We start from the raw sequence: 19,689 nt of genomic DNA, 5'->3' as shown, positions 1-19,689 counted from the left end.
CACCTCCATCTGTTTTTTAAAAATTTCAACATCTCATTTATTATAAAATACACTTTGTAAAATAAAAAGTTTACAAAGTGTTTAAATTATATATATAAGACATAAAAATATATGTTAACGGCATCAATCTGCTGGTTATTCTTAAAATTACGGCCGATTTCTTTATTTTCCTGCCGTTTTAGTGTTTTCAACCGCTAGCAAAATTATGATATATTGACAATAAAATTGGCTGCCCGAAGGGATGATGTGCTTTGGAGGAAAACGCTTTAAAGGCGATTAAACAAGCGGAAGAACATTTCATAGAAAAAATCGCGGAAAACATGAATACGTACGGTATATCATCAACTGTCGGCCGCGTGCTCGGGATTATCTATATGAACAGAAAGCCGATGACTTTAAATGAACTGTCAGAAGAAACGGGCATGAGCAAAACGAGAATGAGCCAGGTCGTCCGCGAAATGCTCGATTTAAATATAGCCGAAAAAGTTTTTGAAAAAGGCGTCCGCAAAGATTTGTACGATGTCGAACAAGATTATTACCAAACGTTTATTTCATTGTTTACGGCCAACTGGAGCAAAGTCGTCAAAAAGAACAGGATGATCGGGAAGAAAATCAGAAAAGAGCTGTTGGAAGCCCTTGAGGAAGAAGGCCTTTCACCCGAAACCGAAGCTAAAATCAATGAGCTGCTGGCAGAAACAAAACAATGGATCGATTACTGCGAGTGGCTTGACAATCTGATCGCGTTTTTAGAAAGCGAAGAAATCTTCAAGCATGTGCCGAAACCTTCATAAATCGAAAAAAAGCTGCAAAGAATAAAGCAGCTTTTTTTGCTTTTTCTCCAATCATCCCGACAAAACCGGAAACATCCCTTTTAAGCCCGTGCCGATCATGCCGACCGCCACGACCGCCAAAATCAAGCCCATCAGCCGGGTGATCACATTCATTTCCGTCTGCCCCAATTTGTTGCTGATCAGCGTCGAATAATGAAAAGCCGCAAACGTCAGCAGGAGGACGGCGGCGATGCCGATGATCATACCGCCAAAATGAACCAGGCTGCGACTGCCGGCCGAAAGGCTCATCACCGTTGCAATCGTTCCGGGCCCCGAAATGATCGGAATGCTGAGCGGCGTCACCGAGATATCCTCTTTTTCCTTGCTCTCGCGGTGTTCATCATGATGGAGCGACTGAACATGAGACTGCTTCGCATTCAACAGATTGTAGGCAATTCCGAAAATAAAAATACCCCCGGCAACTCGCAACGCATGGATGTTGATGTCAAAAAGCCTGAAGATGAACTCTCCGAATATGAGAAACGCGATCAGAATCAGAAACGATAAAATTGCAGCCTTTCTCGCCAATGCGGTGCGTTCTTTTGCTTCATAGCCTTCTGTGAGCGCCAAAAAGATCGGCACATTGCCTATCGGATTTGTGACGGCGAACAATGATACAAAAACATGGATGATAAAAGCAAACACGGTTTACCACTCCTTTCTTCGTAAAAAAATATGGGTAATCGATTTTTACCTCCGACGTTGGCCGCTTAAACTTTCAAAAAACAATGTCATCTTGCGGCACTTTCCTTTATAATAATTTTTTATAGGATAAAATAACTATTTCAAAGGAGATTTTATTTTTATGACATGTTCAAAGTGCGGCCATCAAACAGATGGCGGAAAATTTTGTGAGCAGTGCGGGGCAAGCTTGGCAGGCGGCAGTGCTGACAGCAAGGCTCCCGCTGAAACGCCGCAGGCAGCGAGGTACACGGAGGCGGCGAAACAAGCGTCTTCCATGTATTTTTCCTTTTGTTTAAAGGTATTGAAACGACCGTATACCGAAATGAAAAACGCGGGGGAACAGCACGTCCTCAACAGCATCATCACAATGGTGATCTTTGCGCTTACAGTGCCGCTGATGTTTTACTTCGGCCTCAAAGGCTTTTTTGACTCTCTGGGGGACTATTCCGGATTATTCGGCCGATCCTACGCAATGCCGACATTTTTTGATATCGTCGTCAAGCCCGCTTTTACCTTTGCTATTTATATTTTCTTATTATTTGTTTTTACATACGCAGGTGTGCGCATTCGAGGTGTGCAAGCGACATTTAAGGAAGTGCTCGGACGGTTTGGAACGGTGCTTGTTCCTTTCGTCGCACTTCTGCTCGCCGCATTGCTCTTATCATTCATGCAAACGGGTTTGTTTGTATACATTCTTTTCTTTGCCCTTTGCGGTATCGCCTTTTTAATTCCGCCGGCTATCATCTTGAGCTACCACGAAAAAGCGGCAGGCGCTGTTGATACGATTTACGCGACGCTGATCGTCTATTTGCTGACATTTATGTCTGTGCGGATCATGGGAGATTTGTTTCTTGAATATTTCGGAAGGATCGGAGGCTCTATATTAGGGCGGCTGTTTTAGTGAAGTAAAAAGCCTTTTTCCTCAAAGGAAAAAGGCTTTTTTTTATTCTATTGACGTCAAGAGCAATTGTCCGTTCTCGATGGAGGCATGATATGTCCAATGGTACGTTTTTAACTGTTTTTTTCCGCCTTTAATGATATTGATTTTCTCCGTTGTCTTAATCGTTGCCTCCCGCCCGTTTTGCTTCCAGCTGTTTACGCTGAAATCTGCAACTTCTTCCTGCGTCCCGCTGTTGTACAGTTTAGTGACAAGTTTCTTTTGATCGTTGTACAGCGGACTTCCTTCTTTCAAGCTGTCGCGGACAAGGCCGAAATTGTTTGTGTTGATGGCGCCTTGAAGACCGTATAAATACGTTTCAATGGCGGAAGCAACCTTTTGATCAGTGAGCTCTTCATCTGCTGATGCATTGTTCACAGCTCCTTTTGCCGAAGCCCATGCCGATGTGTATTCCTTCGGATTGTCATTTTTGATTTCTTTTTGATGTTCGATATTGATAACGGCTTCAGGATCGCTTTTTTCGACGAACCACTTTTTCTTGCTTTCTGAATAGACCAGTGTGTACGTATAGCCGTTATCGTTTTCTTCCAGTTCAGGGGCACTGTAGTCGTCATAATAAGCCGATTTATGCTTTTCAATCACCTTGACCTCTGTTTTCCATTGCCCGTCTTCTTTGTACAGCCGAAACGAATCAAGATCAAATACGGTAGATAAGTAGGTGCCTTTATAGTAGGTGCTGCTGCTTTTCAGCCCGTCCGTGACCTCTTTCAGGCTAGTTTGATAAGACGTCGCGGCCAGTGTCATGCCGCTGACATCGCCGCTTGCAAAGGCCTTTGCTGCTTCTTTTGTATGACTGACGACCGTGGTCATCATCTCATCCATAAATTCCTTGTCTGAAGCAAGATTGACTTCGATTTCCCCGCTTTCAATCGGCGTTTTTTCGCTTTTCAGCTTCCCCCACGGAAATTGCGCCTCAACCGCAGCAGTCATTGAACCGTCAGTCAGCACGGGTCCGAATTCAGTTCCTTTGAACGGGTTGATCTTCATCTCCTGATCATTGATCCAGAGCGTTCCTTTCAAGTTTTCATAGCCTTCTCCAAAGACGAGCTTTGCCATGTGCCCGTCAAGGTCCGCATTAACCTTCACATCACCTTGGAGGGCAGTGACCTTTTCCGCTTTTTCAAGGTCGGCGATTCCGCTTTTCAGCTTTGCCTTCACCTCGTAAATACCGGGAACAAACGGGCCGATTTTTTTCTCGAAGTTTTCTTTTTCTGTTGTGATGACCTTCTCACCGTTAACAAACAGGCCGGTATCTTTATAGTTTGTCTTAACCGTTAAATAGACAGGCACCGTGTTCAAGACATAGTGGTCATAGATCCAAAAACGTCTGCCCTTTTTTTCGATCGTCATCAATGGATGGCCGGCACCGCTCTTTAAGGATGAGATCAGCTCTTTTTCTTCATCCGGATGTTCTTTCAAATAATCGAGGAGCGGCTTGACGTTTTTCTCCGTGACAGCCAGATCCACGTCTGATGATTGAAGCAGTTTTGCTGCTTTCTTGGCATCTTTCTGATCGAGGGCAGCTTCAAAATCGGAAATCAGTTTTTCCTTTGAAGTGAGTGCTTCACCGGTTTTATAGCCGGCAAACAATAAAATCAAGCAGGCCGCGATTGCTGCCATGATGATGATTCTTTTTCGTGTCATCGCACGCTGATACCCTGCCGCCGGATCGGAAGCTCGTTCCTCGTCCACCCGCGCGCCGCAATGCTTGCAATACAGCGCATTTTTTGTTCGTTCCCTTCCACATTCCTTGCAAAAATTCATGACTTTCCTCCTATCAAACTTAAACCTCTTTAGTCATTTTATACTATATTTATCGTAAGAAGGGAGTTAATCTTAAGGCAGCATCAAAAAAAGCCAAACGAATGCGCTGATCCGTTTGACTTTTTTTTCATTATTTTAAAAAGTATTTTTCGATATCATCAAGCATCAGATTCGCTGCAAGGACGCCCCCGGCTGTATTCCAGACGGCATCGCTCACTTTATGGACGTTTCCTTTTTTGGAGACGCTTAAATTTTTAAAGAGCGGATCGTTGACATAGTCTTTCTCAATGGCGCTTGCTTTGTCATTGCCTGTCTCATACGTGTAATAAAAAAGCACGTCTCCATCCATATCAGGAATTTGCTCCTTTGTCACTTCCATTTGTCCGAGATCGTTGGCTTCCTGGCCTTTAGGCCTTGCAAAACCGAGCTGATCCAAAATCGTTCCGGCAAACGATCCCTTGTGATAGATGCGGGTATCGGCATCTGTAAAGCGGACGAGAGAGACTTTTTGCTTCACTTTATCGCCGAGCTTTTCATGAATGTCTTCAACACGCTTATCAAAGTCAGCGATGACTTTTTCGCCTTCTGCTTTTTTATTGAGCGCCTCGGCTGTCAGCTTAAAGTTGTCTTTCCATTCCCCTGACAATGTCTCGGCAAATACGGTCGGCGCGATGGCTTTCAGCTTGTCGTATACTTCTTCTTGGCGGATTTTGTTGCCGATGATGAGGTCAGGGTTCAGGCTCGCGATTTTTTCAATATTCGGCGCAGCTTCCGTTCCGACGTTCTCTACGCCTTTCATTTTATCTTTAATATGATCATACCATGGATCTCCCAGCCAGGATTGAACGGCGCCGATAGGTTTAACACCCAGGGCGAGCACTGCTTCTGTCGCTTCATTCGTCAGCACAACGACTTTTTTCGGAGTGCCGTCAATTGTCGCTGTTCCCATTGCGTGCTTTACAGTATAGGAATCTTTGCTGTCGTTCTTCTCCGCAGCTTGTTCTTTCTCTTGATTTCCACAGGCGGCTAATACAAGGAAAAGCGCAGCGAACAGCGCAAACCATTTAAAACGTTTCATGATATGCTGTATCCCCTTTTCTCAAATGATTTTCATTATCAATTAGATTATATAATGAAACAACCCAAAGTCAATATGAAATTCCTATAAATCTGCTTTGGATGATGCTGAAGACCGTTTTTAAGCTGTTTTACAGGTGGGATTATCCAGTGGAATCGGCGAAAAGCCGATAAAGCTTAATCAGAGGTTTAAGGAGGTTCTATTTTGAAAGCATTCGCTTTTGAAAACTTGCCAACTCTTTTGAAAATCATGATCTTGATCCCGCTGCTTGCAACCATTCTGTCGATTATCATATATATCACCTATAGAGAGAACATTAAACGCTGCTATTGAAGCGGCGAGAGCTGGTGAATCAGGAAAAGGGTTCGCCGTCGTGGCTGAGGAAGTCCGCAAGCTTGCCGAGGAAACAAAAAATGCTTCGACTGATATTTCAGCTACCATCCACTCAATACAAGACGGGATAACCCATTCAGTCGAATCGATGAAAGACAGCCAGCAAGCTGCACATACAGGCATCGAAAAAGTCAAACAAACGGGGCAGTCCTTTACAAGCATCCATCAATCTATCCATGATGTGACAGCAAATATTCAGCTTATCAAAGATGATATCCAAGCTGTTGAAGAACATACAAAACAAATGCGCGATATCGTCAAACAAGTGCACGATTATTCAGTGAACACAAGCGAAAACGTAAACAATTCATCCGCTTTAACAGAGGAGCAGTCATCGATTACGGCAGAAATCGCCAAAGCATCAGAAGACCTGGTTGTTATAGCGGAGGACCTTCAAGAAAAGATTTCTCAGTTTAAAATGTAGAGCAATTAAATAACACCCTCGCTTAAAAGACGCAAGGGTGTTATTTTTATTTTGAAGATAAGTAAAAAAATCATAAAGTGATACATAATGTCCAACACTATCATGAATCATTTAAGTCCATTGAATGTAGTATGTATGATTTATTTTTTATGCTTTGTCAAAAAAATAACCAAATAGAATATTTAACAGTACTCTCATCTGGACAGCCAAATAGTTAGAATCCTGTACGTGGCATAGATGTTTAATTAAAAGATCACTCTATTTATTGTTTATCTTTTTGTATCGAATATAAAAAGAAAGATCTATTAACGATCCAAGCATTATTCCTATGGAAAGACCATACGATAAAATATTAAAAACGACTCCAAGGAAAAGCCCTAAACAAAAACCGATTACTAGAAATACCGCGCCATCCCCTTTATATTGTTTCAAATTAAACAGCTCCTTAAATGTATAAGTCAATTATAGCATATTCTCCCAAAAATTCTTTTAATACCATCAAACTCCATTCAACTATTTTTTCTTAATAAAACAATAGTTTTTTAGTTCAAACACTAAGATAATTATTCCGCTTTTACTTCTGAATACTTATAGTGTATATTTTCAAGTGGAGGGATTTAAATGAAAAATTTGGCTTTATCCATTCTCTATCTTTTAGGATTTGTGATGTTAAGCAGCTGGTCGGTTTCATTTGGAGAAATGTTCGGAGTCAATGTTTCAGCTATACCTCAGTTTATTTTAGCGATGCTGTTCACACTTATCATAGGAGGCTATACGGGTCTTCCTTTAATTTATATCAAATTCAAAAGATCTGAAACGTTGTTTTTCACGAATCAAAAGGTCTTCCTCATCACCTTAGGATTGGGTGTGCTGCTTTCCTGCGCGGCTTACAGCCTTCAGCAAACGCTCTCTTCCATTGCGATTGCACTGCTGTCGATCATTGGTTTTTTGATCATTGGCATTAGCGGTTTTCTTCCCGCCTGGCTTCTGAAACCTGTGAAAAGTCTGTGATAACGGGTGGGCTTTTTCTTAGGCTGAAGGGTTGTTGGAGCCCAAGGTTGTAAACAGTGCTAGACAAAATGGGGCAGAAAATACCTTTCCGATTCATAAAAACAACAATTTGCTATCACCATTTACAAATTAATGAAAATTCCTTATGATATAGATGTAATCTCAGAAAGCATGTTGTATATATTAAGAAGACCGAAGTGCTCCAACACTTCGGCTTGTACAAAAAGCCGGCCCTTCGAAGGGGCTTGCTCAGATTGATCTAAAATAGACCACTCCCTATCACTTTCCAGGCTCAAGGGGCGGTCTATTTTTCTTTGTTCTTTGACAACATGGCAATCAGCATGCCAAAAGCAATCATTAAAGAGATTGTTTCATATGCTGTCACTTTTATCACCCCCTTTCAGAAGGGGATGAGCAAGACTTCCCTTGAGTGAGCAAAGCTTTTTATACGAGGTAGATTATACCATACCAAGCAGAGTGTTAAATAAAATAAAAAACCCTTTTCCCTCATGAAATTTGCTTTTCCACCGAAAAAAATGCTCCTCCAGCGTCTAAAGCATCGTTCTCCTCATGGTCTTTGAGCTACTTATTGATCGAGTTCATTAACGTGAAGAAATATTCAGGTTGGCTGGTCTTATTGAGTTGATACCATGAATCCAATGTATCCGGTGCAAACACGTCTAATTTTTTCAGCACTTCCCTCGCGAATTCAAGAGGAGCCGTTCCTGATGCAGTAACCAGATTCTCATCAGATACCGCTGGCTCCATCTCATAAAATGGTTCTCCTTTATAATGGGGACAGACCATTTTCATATATGCCAGGTCATTGCTTGTATGCTTTCTTGAATTCAAGTATCCGTTATTCGCCAGTCCCGCAGTTGCGCCGCAAATTGCGGCAACCATCGCGCCAAGCTCTAAAGCTTCGCCGGCCTTTTTTAAGATCGGCTGATGAATCTCTTCTCCCCAAGTATTCCCTCCGGGTAAAATTAAAAGATCCGTACTCTCAAGCGTCCACTCATCAAGTGAGATATCCGGTTTGATGCGCAGCCCTCCCATCGTCGTCACCATTTCTTTAGTCACTCCTATTGTCATGACTTTTAAAGGTGCTGCATCTTTTTTGAAATATCTTCCCGAGTTCAGTTCGGCCATTAAATATCCATATTCCCAATCCGACATTGTAGGAAATGCATAAAGATAAACTGTTTTCGACTGCATCCATAACACTCCAATCTCAATTGATACAGCCTATTATAGTCAAAAACCCTGACAGCTCTTGTCAGGGTAAAGAAAAAATTAAGCTTTCACACAAAAAAGAGCTTGGCCGCATCAGCAGCCAAGCTCTTTTTTATGCTTACTTATTCAAGTTGTAGAAAGATTGAATACCGTGGTATTGAGCAGTTTCAGCCAACTGATCTTCGATGCGAAGAAGCTGGTTGTATTTCGCAACACGGTCCGTACGGGACGGAGCACCTGTTTTGATTTGTCCTGCGTTTGTTGCCACAGCGATGTCAGCGATTGTGCTGTCTTCAGTTTCACCAGAACGGTGAGAGATAACAGCAGTGTAGCCTGCGCGTTTCGCCATTTCGATCGCATCGAATGTTTCAGTCAATGTACCGATTTGGTTTACTTTGATCAGGATAGAGTTGCCGACGCCGTTTTTGATGCCTTCAGCAAGTTTTTTCGTGTTTGTAACGAAAAGGTCATCACCGACAAGCTGAACTTTTGAGCCAAGACGCTCAGTCAGTAGTTTGTGGCCTTCCCAGTCGTTTTCGTCAAGTCCGTCTTCGATAGAGATGATTGGGTATTTAGAAACCATTTCTTCGTACCAGTCAACCATTTCAGCAGATGTTTTCACAACGCCTTCGCCGGACAGATGGTATTTGCCGTCTTCTTTGTTGTAGAACTCAGAAGATGCAGCATCCATAGCCAATTTCACTTCTTCGCCAGGTTTGAAGCCGGCTTTTTCAATCGCTTCAACGATTGTTTGAAGCGCTTCTTCGTTAGAACCAAGGTTTGGAGCGAATCCGCCTTCATCACCTACAGCAGTGTTCATTCCTTTAGCAGAAAGAACTGATTTCAAGCTGTGGAAAATTTGTGCTCCCATGCGAAGTGCTTCGCGGAAGTTTTCCGCACCGACAGGCATGATCATGAATTCTTGAATGTCAACGTTGTTGTCCGCATGCTCTCCGCCGTTTACGATGTTCATCATCGGTACTGGGAGCGTTTTAGAGTTGAATCCTCCAAGGTATTGGTATAGAGGAATCTGTAAGAAATCTGCAGCTGCGCGGGCAACGGCCATTGATACGCCAAGGATGGCGTTGGCGCCGAGCTTGCCTTTATTTTCAGTTCCGTCAAGTTCGATCAGCAATTTGTCGATTGATACTTGCTCTGTCACATCAAAGCCGATAAGCTCAGGTGCGATGATTTCGTTTACGTTGTTAACGGCTGTTAAAACGCCTTTTCCAAGGTAGCGGTCTTTGTCGCCGTCGCGAAGCTCAACAGCTTCGTATTCACCAGTGGAAGCTCCGCTTGGAACAAGCGCGCGTCCAAAAGCTCCTGATTCAGTGTATACTTCAACTTCAACCGTCGGGTTACCGCGGGAGTCTAATACTTCACGTGCATAAACATCAACAATGTATGGCATGTTTGTTTCTCTCCTTTAAAGCTTATTTTTGAATTAATGACGATCCTGTCATTTCTTTCGGTTTTTCAACACCCAGCAAGTCTAAAAGAGTTGGCGCCAGATCCCCGAGGATTCCGCCTTCTCTTAATGTCACGCCTTCTTTTGTGACGATGACAGGAACCGGATTTGTCGTATGTGCGGTGTGCGGCTTGCCTTCTTCGGTAATCAGCACGTCTGCGTTACCGTGGTCGGCCGTAATAATCGCGTGGCCGCCTTTTGCAAGAATCGCATCAACGACTTCGCCGAGGCACTCGTCAACCGCTTCGATTGCTTTGACCGTCGGCTCGACTTTTCCTGAATGTCCGACCATGTCAGGGTTGGCAAAGTTGAGGATGATCGCGTTATGGTTTTCAGCCTCAATTTCTTTGACAAGCGCATCTTTTACTTCATATGCACTCATTTCAGGTTTCAAGTCGTATGTTGCAACTTTAGGCGAGTCGATTAAGATTCGCTCTTCGCCAGGGAATTTCTCTTCGCGTCCGCCGCTCATAAAGAACGTAACGTGCGGATATTTTTCAGTTTCAGCGATGCGAAGCTGCTTCAACCCGTTTTGGGATAAAACTTCGCCGACTGTGTTGTCGAGATTGACCGGTTTGAATGCCACGTATCCGTCAACCGTTTCACTGAAATGTGTCAAGCAGACGAAATGAAGGTTTTTCGGATGCTTGTCTCCGCGGTCGAAATCGCGGAAGTCATCATTGGTGAACGTGTTGGAAATCTGGATCGCCCGGTCAGGTCTGAAGTTGTAGAAAATGACCGCATCGTTGTCCTTAATTGTCGCAACAGGCTCGCCGTTTTCTTTCGTGATGACGGAAGGAATGACGAATTCATCGTAAATTCCGTTTTCATAAGAATCTTTCACGACATCGAGCGGATTTTCATATTTCGGTCCTTCTCCGTATGCCATGGCTCGGTACGCTTTTTCGACGCGGTCCCAGCGCTTGTCTCGGTCCATTGAATAATAGCGGCCTGACAATGTTGCGATCTCGCCGACGCCGATTTCTTCGATTTGCTCCTGAAGCTCTTTGATGTACTTCTCAGCTGTTTGCGGGCCTACATCGCGGCCGTCAAGGAAGCCGTGAATATAGACGTTTTCAACGCCTTCTTTTTTCGCAAGCTTCAAGAGTGCGTACAAATGTTGAATATGGCTGTGTACTCCGCCGTCAGACAGCAGTCCGAACAAGTGGAGGTTTGTGCCTTTTTCTTTGACGTGTTTCATCGCGTCTAAAAACGTTTCGTTCCGCTCAAATTCGCCTTCACGGATTGCGACGTTGACGCGCGTCAGGCTTTGATAGACGATCCGTCCGGCGCCAATGTTCAAGTGGCCGACTTCAGAGTTTCCCATTTGTCCTTCGGGAAGTCCGACCGCTTCGCCTGAAGCTGTCAGCGTCTGATGCGGATACTTGTTCCAATAGCGGTCAAAGTTCGGTTTCTTCGCTTGGGCTACGGCGTTTCCGACTGTTTCGTCCCTTAGTCCAAACCCATCCAAAATGATGAGTGCGGCCAATTTATTACTCATATTGACCTGCCTCCAGTAATTGCACGAAAGACTGCGGCTCAAGGCTTGCTCCGCCGACAAGAGCGCCGTCGATATCGGATTCGGCCATATATTCTTTAATGTTCGCAGGTTTTACGCTTCCGCCGTACTGAATGCGGACGCTGTCTGCTGCAGCTTGTCCGAATTCTGATGCAACGGTTTTGCGGATGTGCGCGCATACTTCGTTTGCATCTTGTGCAGTTGAAGATTTGCCGGTTCCAATCGCCCAGATCGGCTCATAAGCGATCACGGAAGCAGCTACCTGTTCAGTTGTTAAACCTGCAAGTGCTTTTTTCACTTGGTCTGCAACAAGCTCGTTTGTTTTGTTTGCTTCGCGCTCTTCAAGCGTTTCACCTACGCAGATGATCGGCACGATGCCATATTTGAATGCAGCATGCGCTTTTTTGTTGACCGTTTCATCCGTTTCAGCAAACATTTCGCGGCGCTCGGAGTGGCCGATGACGCAGTATTCAACTCCGAGGTCTTTCAAAGCCGCAGGGCTGATTTCACCCGTGAAAGCACCGCTTTCTTCAAAGTGCATGTTTTGCGCGCCGACTTTCAGATCTGTACCTTTAACAGCTGATGCAAGCTTTTCAAGGAACAGTGCAGGCGCACAGACAACAGCTTCTGCTTTATCTGCTGCGGGAATGGAAGATTTCACTTCTTCAACGAAGCTGACAGCTTCTGAAAGCACTTTATTCATCTTCCAGTTACCGGCTATTATTGGTTTTCTCATGTGCTCCACTCCTTATGCTGTATATTTTGCTTACTTGTCGTTCAATGCTTTGACGCCAGGAAGTTCTTTTCCTTCCATAAACTCAAGGGAAGCTCCGCCGCCTGTTGAAATGTGGCTCATTTTGTCAGCAAGGCCGAACTTTTCTACAGCAGCTGCAGAGTCTCCGCCGCCGATGACAGAGTATGTATCTTTTGCCTCTGCTAAAGCTTCAGCGACAGCTTTTGTTCCTTTAGCGAACGCATCGAGTTCGAATACACCCATCGGTCCGTTCCAAACAACAAGCTTGCTGTTTTTAATGACGTCAGCATATGTTTTTCTTGTTTCCTCCCCGATGTCAAGGGCTTCCCAGTCGCTAGGGATTTCGCTGACCGGCACGACTTTCGTGTTGGCGTCGTTTGAGAAATCGTCAGCAACAAGCACGTCTGTAGGCATGTAGAAGTTCACGCCTTTTTCTTTGGCGCGGTCCATGAAAGATTTAGCCAATTCAATTTTATCTTCTTCAAGCAGGGATTTTCCTACTTCATGGCCCAGCGCTTTAACGAACGTGTAAGCAAGACCGCCGCCGATGATCAGGTTGTCTACTTTCTCAAGAAGACTTTCGATCACGCCGATTTTGTCTTTTACTTTTGCGCCGCCGATGATCGCTGTAAACGGACGTTCAGGGTTAGACAGTGCTTTGCCCAGCACTTCAAGCTCTTTTTCCATGAGGAAGCCTGCAACAGCCGGAAGGTGTTCAGCGATACCTGCTGTTGAAGCATGGGCACGGTGAGCCGCTCCGAATGCGTCATTGACATAAACGTCAGCCAGGTCGGCAAACGCTTTAGACAGCTCAGGATCATTCTTTTCTTCTCCCGGATAGAAGCGGACATTTTCCAATACGAGAATATCTCCGTCTTTCATTTCGGAAATTTGCGCTTTTACGGCGTCGCCGTAAGCTTCATCCGCTTTTTTCACTTCTTTGCCGATCAGTTCGCCGAGGCGTGCGGCTACCGGCGTTAAGCGAAGCTCTTCTGAAACCTGGCCTTTCGGACGGCCCAAGTGGCTTGCAAGAAGAACTTTCGCTCCCTGCTCTGTTAAGTATTGAATCGTCGGAAGTGCGGCGCGGATTCTCGTATCATCCGTCACTTTTCCGTCCTTCATCGGAACGTTAAAGTCAACACGGCAGAAAACAACACGGCCTTTTACATCAATGTCTTTTACTGATTTTTTGTTCATGGCTTTTAGGAGATCCTCCTTTTAATGTTTTACAAGCCTGAAAACGGAAATCCCCGGGCGGCTTAATTGGCGCCGATATGGAAAAAGGGAAAGGGAGTGTGTGTCCCCTTCCCTTGTCCGCTTTCATTATAGCGCTTCTCTCATCAAGAACCAAGTCTGATTCTGGTTTCCGGATTAAAGACCTTGTTTTGCGATGTAAGCGGCAAGGTCAACTACACGGTGAGAATATCCGCTTTCGTTGTCATACCAAGAAATAACTTTAACCATGCTGCCTTCCATAACCATTGTAGAAAGAGCATCGATTGTAGAAGAGTTTGCATTGCCGTTGTAGTCTTTAGAAACAAGCGGCTCTTCGCTGTAGCCAAGAACGCCTTGAAGTTCGCCTTCTGCTGCTTCTTTAAACGCTGCGTTTACTTCTTCTGCTGTTACTTCTTTGTCAAGTTCAGCAACCAGGTCAACAAGTGATACGTTTGGTGTTGGAACACGCATTGCTCCGCCGTTCAGTTTTCCTTTCAATTCAGGAAGTACAAGAGAAACGGCTTTCGCTGCACCAGTTGTTGTAGGAATGATGCTTTCAGCTGCCGCACGCGCACGACGGTAGTCTTTGTGCGGAAGATCCAGGATTTGCTGATCGTTTGTGTAAGAGTGAACAGTTGTCATCATACCGCGTTTGATGCCGAATTTGTCGTTCAGAACTTTTGCAAACGGCGCAAGGCAGTTTGTTGTGCAAGATGCGTTAGAGATCACATCGTGGTTAGCCGCATCGTATTTATCTTCGTTAACACCCATAACGATTGTAATATCTTCTTCACTCGCAGGAGCTGAGATGATAACTTTTTTCGCGCCGGCTTCCAAATGTTTCGCCGCATCTGCGCGTTTTGTGAAGAAACCAGTAGATTCAACTACGATTTCAACGCCTTGTTTGCCCCAGCTAAGTTTAGAAGGATCGCGCTCTGCTGTAACTTGGATTGTTTGACCGTTAACAACTAGGTTGTTTCCGTCAACAGAAACCTCTGCGTCCAATTTTCCGTGTACTGAATCATATTGTAATAGGTGAGCAAGCATGTTAGCGTCTGTCAAATCGTTAACTGCTACAACCTCAACTTCAGGATTATTTAATGCTGCGCGGAATACATTGCGTCCAATACGACCAAAACCATTAATACCGACTTTTACTGCCATGATGATTTCCTCCTTTAAGTAAATAAGAGATATTTAATTTATATTGAGGGAAGAAGCTTCCCTTAATAACTGTTTCGCGGCTCCTTCATCAGTGATCAAAACCGTGTTGCGCGGCTTTTTGAAGTACGCCTCTATCGCGTCCGCTTTTGACGAGCCTCCCGCCACCGCAATGATGTTCGGGATTGAATCAAGATCTTCGAGCTGGATGCCAACGCTGTGCACTTTGTGAATGACTTCTCCGTGGCGGTCGAAATAGTAGCCGAACGCTTCTGCAACTGCCTCATTTTCTTCTATTTTCTTCAAATCTTCCTTCGGTGTATTTCTTCGTTCTGCCATTGTTTTAGCATCCCCGATTCCATGGATCACCATACTGGACGATTGAATTGTCTGAAGCACTTCTTTAATAGAAGGCTCTTCAATGATAGAAGAATATGCTTCTTTGCTCAGCTCACCCGGCACAAATAACAGTCTGTATGTACCGGAAGCTTTTTCAGCCATATGGGCGCAAATCGTATTGGCCTGATTCCTGACGTTTTCGCCGAGCCCGCCTCTTGCCGGAACAAAAAGCAGCTTGCGGTTTTTCGAGTCAGGCGACATCATTTCTGCCACGGCCTCAAGCGTCGTACCTCCGGTTACGGCGACGATATTTTCCCCCGTAAACCTGTTTTTCATGCATGCGACGGCCGCTCTCCCCATCTCTTTTTTGACCCATGGGGACTGGTCGCTGTCTCCCGATACAATGATGACTTCGTCGAGGTTCAACCTCTCTTTTAATGTATTTTCCAAATGGGTTAAACCTAAAACATCCTTCATCGTATCTTCGAGAACTTTCAGCAGGTTGGATCCTTCAAGTGTCAATATCATGCCGGTTGTTTTAATCTCTAGTAGATTTTGTTCTTTTAAAAACTGAACCTCCGCCCTTAAAATCCGCTCGCTGATGCCGAGACTGGCGGCAAGGCTTCTTCTGCCGATCGGTTCAGTCAGCCTTATGTACTGCAAAATTTTGTACCTTTTCTGCATGACATCGAGAAGATCCGGCAATAATTTTTTTTGAGCCTGTATTAGTTGATTCATGCCAAAACGTTCCTTTCATCTCGTCCTGGACAAATAATGTCCCGTAGTGACTGAAAACGTCCCACCTCAGCCAAAAAAAAATTGCTCCTGCTTACATTCCTTATTGTAACAGGGTTAAAATGTTTATTCAACTGTTAAGAATCAATTCATCGACAACATTCGCGCGAATGTTCACACATCTGTATTAATTATTGTCCCTGTTGATTTCTATACTATACATATTTCATGAAAACGTGCCTCAATGAAAAAAAACTATGAATGCCATTGCGTATTACGGACCGGAAATATTCAAAATGAATCTGGCTGTCCAACGTTCTGGGACGTTTGAATGGGGTGTAATACCGGATGGTGGTCGATGCTCGCGTACGGTATGGTACCGTCCCTCATCTTCGTCTATTTTCAAAAATAAATATATTGCTAAAGTACGTACTCAAAAAAAAAGCAACGGGCGGTTTTTCCGTTCCGTTGCTTTGTTGCCGTTTATCCATTTTTCCAGACATCAGCAATGATTTCAAACGAGCGAAGTCTATCAGCATGGTCAAACGTTTCTGAATTGATCATGATCTCGTCCGCCTGAGTCGTACGGATGAATTCTTCAAGCTTTTCTTTCACACTGTCCGGCCCGCCGATGATCGTTGAGCTGAGCTGCTCATTCACCATCGCTTTTTCACGCGGCGTCCAAATCTGATCCATATCATCTACAGGCGGCTTAAGCTGAGTCGGGGCGCCGCGGACAAGATCCAAAAACTTCTGATAGTGCGATGTTGCAAGGCGCTGCGCTTGCGCGTCCGTATCGGCTGCGATCACGGTCACCCCGACCATCGCATAAGGCTCCTCCAAGACGCCCGGCTTAAACGAGCTGCGGTACAGTTCCAAGGCAGGCAGCGTATTGGCCGGCGAAAAATGAGCCGCAAATGCAAACGGCAAACCGAGTTCCCCGGCAAGCCGGGCGCTGAATCCGCTTGAACCGAGAAGCCAAATCGGCACATCAAGCCCTTCGCCCGGTATGGCGCGCACGTGATTTCTTACATTGCCGGACGGCTTAAAATACTGGCGGAGTTCTTCAAGCTGCTCGGGAAAATCCTCCCCGCTGCTTATATTTCTTCTTAATGCGCGGGCGGTTAATTGATCCGTACCCGGAGCGCGCCCCAGTCCTAAATCGATTCTGCCTGGATAAAGGGATTCAAGCGTTCCGAACTGTTCGGCGATAACGAGCGGGGAATGGTTCGGCAGCATAATCCCTCCCGAACCGATGCGCATCTTCTTGGTGCCCCCGGCGATATAACCGATCAAAACAGAGGTAGCCGAGCTCGCAACGCCTTCGATATTATGGTGTTCAGCCAGCCAGAACCTGTGGTATCCCCATCTTTCGGCATGCTGCGCCAAATCCATAGATTGTTTAAAAGATTGTCCCGCATCTCCGCCTTGTACGATAGGAGACAGATTTAATACGGAATACTTCGTATTTTTGAAATGCTGTTTTGACATTGTCTTTCCTTCTTCCTGAAGTGTAGTGGTCATGTAATTAGACGATAACATAATCGTTCAGGTGAATAAAAGAAATTAGTTCGAAAAAAATCGAACTAATGTGTTAAAAGCTTGCCTCCCTGCGGAGGCAAGCTTTTTTTTAAGAAGCGGACGTTTGGCCGGCTGTCTGGTTCCTTCCTTTAAAGAAATAAGCAGCGCTAATGAGCAGATAGATTCCCGCCGTCACCAATGTAATGACAATCGATGTGGTCAGGATGACACCGATCAGTATCGCTGTCAGTGAAATGATTGCCAGCCAAGTCGTATAAGGGAACCATTTGACATAGTAGCCGTTCCCCGCTGTTTGATTCCGTTTCCTCGATTTTAAATGGGCAGCGGCAATCAGCATCCAGATCACAAGGACGGTATAGCCGAGAGACCCCATCAAATATTCAAATGTTTGGCTGCCGGCAAACAGTGAAAACAATACGCCCAAGTATAAGAAAGAAGTACATAATAGAATCGAATAAACCGGCACTTTTCTCATGGAAAGTCTCGAAAAGATTTTCGGCATTCTTCCGTCTGATGCCTGTGTATACATTATTCGGGAGGCGCCGTAAAGCCCTGAGTTCATCGAAGAAATGACCGCCAGTAAAATGACCGCATTCATCAAATGATCGGCTCCGGGAATGCCGATCATCTTAAAGACCATAACAAAAGGACTCTCCGACACACCGTTGACTTGATTCCATGGAATCAAGCTGACGATCACGAAAAACGGCAGAAGATAAAAAGCAATAATGCGCGTCAACGTTCCACGCACAGCTTTAGGCACGACCTTCTCAGGGTTTTTGGTTTCCGCCAGTGTCACCCCGATAATTTCGGTTCCGCCGTAGGAATAGATCACAACTAGCATGGCTGTAATCAGCCCTCCGGCGCCATTCGGGAAGAAGCCGCCATGGTCTGTCAAATGAGTAAAACCAACAGCTGAGTGTTGTCCAAAAGAGAAAAATAACAAGATAAATCCGGATATAATAAAGACGACAATCACTGTGATTTTAATAAGGGCAAGCCAGTATTCCGTCTCGGCAAAGCTTTTGACAGAAAGCAAATTCACGCTCGTAATGACGAGTGAAACGAACAGCGCCAGCACCCAGATCGGCAGCCCCGGCAGCCAGTACTGCAAAAATATCGCGGCGACAACAGCCTCTGCCGCAATATTGAGAACCCACATTTTCCAGTATATCCAGTCTAAAAAATAAGCGGCATACGGCCCTAATATTGATTGAACGAGATCCCTGAATGTTCTGGCTTCACTGTTTCGGACAGCCATCTCGGCAAGCCCCTGCATGATAAACAGCAAAATCACGCCGCCGATCAAGTAGGCGATCATGACCGAAGGCCCCGCCAAATCGATCGCTTTGCTGCTTCCTTTAAATAATCCTGCTCCAATGGCTCCGCCCAATGCCATCATCATAATATGCCGCGATGTCATTGTGCGCTCGAGCTTCTGCATGTCTTTCTCCATCTATGTTCACTTCCTCTAGTAAAATGAAAAAAGCTCACCGTCTCCCTCTTCGATTTGAAGATAAAGAGACGATGAGCTTTGAAGCTTACCGCGGTACCACTCTTTTTGATTCTATGCCAAGAATCCAGCTTTGCGATGCACAGCCATGCTGTGCAAACCTGTTAACGAAGGTTAATCGTAATGTCCTCAGGAATTGATGTCCGTCCTTTAGCCAGTCCACTCCCGGGCGAGTTCAAAGGTTCATTGGTCTGCGTCGCACCTACCCGCAGCTCTCTTTGCCAATGCCGATCTTTTACTGCTCCCGTTCATTGTGTTTTCTTCTGCCTGAAATATATTCATATAATATACGTGCCGATCTTGACTTTGTCAACATCAAATCCACTGCCAAAAAATAAAAATTAAAATTTTTCTCTTTTTTCAAGGAAAATCGCCTTTCCCATTGGAAAATACAAGGGAAGATATGCACAACTTTCATAATGATGGAGCATTCCCCAGAAGAGGGAAATATAAAAATCGGCGAATTTCCCCCGAAAAAAATAGTTAAATTGAAATATTATTCAAACTTTACAAAATATTTTAACGATGATAGAGTGTGAACCGAATCATCACTTCAGCTAAAGGAGGAAGAGAACGTGAAAAAACTTTCGTTTATGGTGATCTTGTCCGTATTGACGCTCGTCTTTGGTTCATCGTCCGTAAGCTTTGCGAAAAACATTCCTGAAGACAGATATACAACACCTACAGATGCTGAATTTAGCCAGATGAAAGAGATTTTAAACGACGCTGATATTGAAACCGGCAATTTGCAGAAGGATTACGGCGTGATTGTCAATGATCCCGCTGAAAAAGTCGGCGTCATATCAGACATCCCCGCCGAAAAAGACGACTGGAGCCATGTCAGCTTCCATTCCTACTATGTCGACCTCAACAGCAACACTCTTATCGCTGATGTTCAATTTGAATTCACACAAAACGATGACGGCACTTCGGAAACCGAGTACAAAAACGTCACAAACGGAGGCAGGTATTTCGTCAAGATGGACCAAGACGGAAATGTCATTGATGAAGAAACGACCGGCGACATGTCGATTTTGGGGAAATACTAGAAACCGAGCGCCCCTTATG

Annotated in this window: 18 protein-coding genes, 2 pseudogenes and 1 other annotated feature; of the genes and pseudogenes, 7 read left to right on the top strand and 13 right to left on the bottom strand. The window is 44.8% G+C overall.

The window, feature by feature from the left end:
• Positions 1 to 251 precede the first annotated feature (251 nt).
• Positions 252 to 791 (top strand): GbsR/MarR family transcriptional regulator, encoded by a 540-nt coding sequence (locus LQ247_RS03605; protein WP_020452993.1) that lies wholly within the window; start codon positions 252 to 254, stop codon positions 789 to 791.
• Between the two features lie 51 nt (positions 792 to 842).
• Here LQ247_RS03605 and LQ247_RS03600 read toward each other — a convergent pair whose 3' ends face one another.
• Positions 843 to 1,475 carry an NAAT family transporter gene (locus LQ247_RS03600; RefSeq protein ID WP_020452994.1) on the bottom strand — a complete coding sequence of 211 codons (633 nt, stop codon included), beginning with the start codon at positions 1,473 to 1,475 and terminating at the stop codon, positions 843 to 845.
• A 160-nt stretch (positions 1,476 to 1,635) separates the two neighbouring features.
• Between LQ247_RS03600 and LQ247_RS03595 the strand changes: the two genes are divergently transcribed.
• Positions 1,636 to 2,415, top strand: coding sequence for a zinc ribbon domain-containing protein (locus LQ247_RS03595; RefSeq protein ID WP_231005578.1), 780 nt, complete (start codon positions 1,636 to 1,638; stop codon positions 2,413 to 2,415).
• A 42-nt stretch (positions 2,416 to 2,457) separates the two neighbouring features.
• On the opposite strand, the gene LQ247_RS03590 is transcribed toward LQ247_RS03595, so the two are convergent.
• Complete coding sequence (locus LQ247_RS03590; RefSeq protein WP_231005577.1) at positions 2,458 to 4,236, bottom strand: zinc ribbon domain-containing protein; 1,779 nt, start codon at positions 4,234 to 4,236, stop codon at positions 2,458 to 2,460.
• Between the two features lie 130 nt (positions 4,237 to 4,366).
• Entirely contained in the window at positions 4,367 to 5,314 is a 948-nt protein-coding gene (locus LQ247_RS03585) for an ABC transporter substrate-binding protein (RefSeq protein WP_101561452.1), read from the bottom strand.
• Between the two features lie 204 nt (positions 5,315 to 5,518).
• Between LQ247_RS03585 and LQ247_RS22010 the strand changes: the two genes are divergently transcribed.
• The 3 genes and pseudogenes from LQ247_RS22010 (at position 5,519) to LQ247_RS03575 (ending at position 7,142) form a co-directional block, all read left to right on the top strand.
• Entirely contained in the window at positions 5,519 to 5,647 is a 129-nt protein-coding gene (locus LQ247_RS22010; RefSeq protein ID WP_257878897.1) for a hypothetical protein, read from the top strand.
• Positions 5,631 to 6,131: pseudogene (locus LQ247_RS03580) on the top strand (methyl-accepting chemotaxis protein); the annotation flags it as partial. The gene LQ247_RS22010 and the pseudogene LQ247_RS03580, both read left to right, overlap by 17 nt.
• Positions 6,132 to 6,752: 621 nt before the next feature.
• Positions 6,753 to 7,142, top strand: coding sequence for a hypothetical protein (locus LQ247_RS03575; protein WP_101561450.1), 390 nt, complete (start codon positions 6,753 to 6,755; stop codon positions 7,140 to 7,142).
• Positions 7,143 to 7,446: 304 nt separating this feature from the next.
• Here the strand turns inward: LQ247_RS03575 and LQ247_RS22255 are convergent, their stop codons facing one another.
• The 8 genes from LQ247_RS22255 to LQ247_RS03540 all read right to left on the bottom strand — a co-directional run bounded on the left by LQ247_RS22255 (position 7,447) and on the right by LQ247_RS03540 (position 15,569).
• On the bottom strand, positions 7,447 to 7,527 hold the full coding sequence (locus LQ247_RS22255) for a putative holin-like toxin (RefSeq protein WP_095292191.1): 81 nt from the start codon (positions 7,525 to 7,527) through the stop codon (positions 7,447 to 7,449).
• Positions 7,528 to 7,724: 197 nt separating this feature from the next.
• Positions 7,725 to 8,357 (bottom strand): type 1 glutamine amidotransferase family protein, encoded by a 633-nt coding sequence (locus LQ247_RS03570; protein ID WP_101561449.1) that lies wholly within the window; start codon positions 8,355 to 8,357, stop codon positions 7,725 to 7,727.
• A gap of 136 nt (positions 8,358 to 8,493) precedes the next feature.
• Complete coding sequence (gene eno, locus LQ247_RS03565) at positions 8,494 to 9,786, bottom strand: phosphopyruvate hydratase (protein WP_020453001.1); 1,293 nt, start codon at positions 9,784 to 9,786, stop codon at positions 8,494 to 8,496.
• Positions 9,787 to 9,808: 22 nt separating this feature from the next.
• Complete coding sequence (gene gpmI, locus LQ247_RS03560) at positions 9,809 to 11,344, bottom strand: 2,3-bisphosphoglycerate-independent phosphoglycerate mutase (RefSeq protein ID WP_020453002.1); 1,536 nt, start codon at positions 11,342 to 11,344, stop codon at positions 9,809 to 9,811.
• Positions 11,337 to 12,098, bottom strand: a complete 762-nt coding sequence (gene tpiA / locus LQ247_RS03555; RefSeq protein ID WP_020453003.1) for a triose-phosphate isomerase — start codon at positions 12,096 to 12,098, stop codon at positions 11,337 to 11,339. The genes gpmI and tpiA overlap by 8 nt, the downstream gene beginning before the upstream one ends.
• A 30-nt stretch (positions 12,099 to 12,128) precedes the next feature.
• Entirely contained in the window at positions 12,129 to 13,313 is a 1,185-nt protein-coding gene (locus tag LQ247_RS03550) for a phosphoglycerate kinase (RefSeq protein ID WP_020453004.1), read from the bottom strand.
• A 174-nt stretch (positions 13,314 to 13,487) separates the two neighbouring features.
• Positions 13,488 to 14,495, bottom strand: coding sequence for a type I glyceraldehyde-3-phosphate dehydrogenase (gene gap, locus LQ247_RS03545; RefSeq protein WP_020453005.1), 1,008 nt, complete (start codon positions 14,493 to 14,495; stop codon positions 13,488 to 13,490).
• Positions 14,496 to 14,528: 33 nt separating this feature from the next.
• Entirely contained in the window at positions 14,529 to 15,569 is a 1,041-nt protein-coding gene (locus LQ247_RS03540; protein ID WP_105979735.1) for a sugar-binding transcriptional regulator, read from the bottom strand.
• A 293-nt stretch (positions 15,570 to 15,862) separates the two neighbouring features.
• On the opposite strand from LQ247_RS03540, the pseudogene LQ247_RS03535 reads away from it, so the two are divergent.
• Positions 15,863 to 15,960, top strand: a pseudogene (locus LQ247_RS03535) (hypothetical protein); the annotation flags it as partial.
• Positions 15,961 to 16,049: 89 nt separating this feature from the next.
• Here LQ247_RS03535 and LQ247_RS03530 read toward each other — a convergent pair.
• Positions 16,050 to 17,057 (bottom strand): LLM class flavin-dependent oxidoreductase, encoded by a 1,008-nt coding sequence (locus LQ247_RS03530; protein ID WP_020453007.1) that lies wholly within the window; start codon positions 17,055 to 17,057, stop codon positions 16,050 to 16,052.
• 139 nt (positions 17,058 to 17,196) lie between these two features.
• Positions 17,197 to 18,564, bottom strand: coding sequence for an amino acid permease (locus LQ247_RS03525; protein ID WP_023856323.1), 1,368 nt, complete (start codon positions 18,562 to 18,564; stop codon positions 17,197 to 17,199).
• Between the two features lie 61 nt (positions 18,565 to 18,625).
• Positions 18,626 to 18,882, bottom strand: a binding site (T-box leader).
• 314 nt (positions 18,883 to 19,196) lie between these two features.
• Here LQ247_RS03525 and LQ247_RS03520 point away from each other — a divergent pair.
• Complete coding sequence (locus LQ247_RS03520; protein WP_025810743.1) at positions 19,197 to 19,670, top strand: hypothetical protein; 474 nt, start codon at positions 19,197 to 19,199, stop codon at positions 19,668 to 19,670.
• The last annotated feature ends 19 nt before the right edge of the window (positions 19,671 to 19,689 follow it).

Source organism: Bacillus sp. BS3(2021), assembly GCF_021043345.1.
In the GTDB taxonomy this organism is placed as follows: domain Bacteria; phylum Bacillota; class Bacilli; order Bacillales; family Bacillaceae; genus Bacillus; species Bacillus paralicheniformis.
Note: the sequence above shows the minus strand (reverse complement) of the source record. Positions and strands in the feature narration are given on the sequence as shown.

Bases quoted from the DNA above. Each gene is read 5' to 3' on its own strand.
- gpmI (WP_020453002.1), bottom strand. From the start codon at position 11,344: ATGAGTAATAAATTGGCCGCACTCATCATTTTGGATGGGTTTGGACTA.
- LQ247_RS03525 (WP_023856323.1), bottom strand. From the start codon at position 18,564: ATGGAGAAAGACATGCAGAAGCTCGAGCGCACAATGACATCGCGGCAT.
- tpiA (WP_020453003.1), bottom strand. From the start codon at position 12,098: ATGAGAAAACCAATAATAGCCGGTAACTGGAAGATGAATAAAGTGCTT.
- LQ247_RS03590 (WP_231005577.1), bottom strand. From the start codon at position 4,236: ATGAATTTTTGCAAGGAATGTGGAAGGGAACGAACAAAAAATGCGCTG.
- LQ247_RS03575 (WP_101561450.1), top strand. From the start codon at position 6,753: ATGAAAAATTTGGCTTTATCCATTCTCTATCTTTTAGGATTTGTGATG.
- LQ247_RS03570 (WP_101561449.1), bottom strand. From the start codon at position 8,357: ATGCAGTCGAAAACAGTTTATCTTTATGCATTTCCTACAATGTCGGAT.
- eno (WP_020453001.1), bottom strand. From the start codon at position 9,786: ATGCCATACATTGTTGATGTTTATGCACGTGAAGTATTAGACTCCCGC.
- LQ247_RS03550 (WP_020453004.1), bottom strand. From the start codon at position 13,313: ATGAACAAAAAATCAGTAAAAGACATTGATGTAAAAGGCCGTGTTGTT.
- LQ247_RS03595 (WP_231005578.1), top strand. From the start codon at position 1,636: ATGACATGTTCAAAGTGCGGCCATCAAACAGATGGCGGAAAATTTTGT.
- LQ247_RS03530 (WP_020453007.1), bottom strand. From the start codon at position 17,057: ATGTCAAAACAGCATTTCAAAAATACGAAGTATTCCGTATTAAATCTG.
- LQ247_RS03540 (WP_105979735.1), bottom strand. From the start codon at position 15,569: ATGAATCAACTAATACAGGCTCAAAAAAAATTATTGCCGGATCTTCTC.
- LQ247_RS03585 (WP_101561452.1), bottom strand. From the start codon at position 5,314: ATGAAACGTTTTAAATGGTTTGCGCTGTTCGCTGCGCTTTTCCTTGTA.
- gap (WP_020453005.1), bottom strand. From the start codon at position 14,495: ATGGCAGTAAAAGTCGGTATTAATGGTTTTGGTCGTATTGGACGCAAT.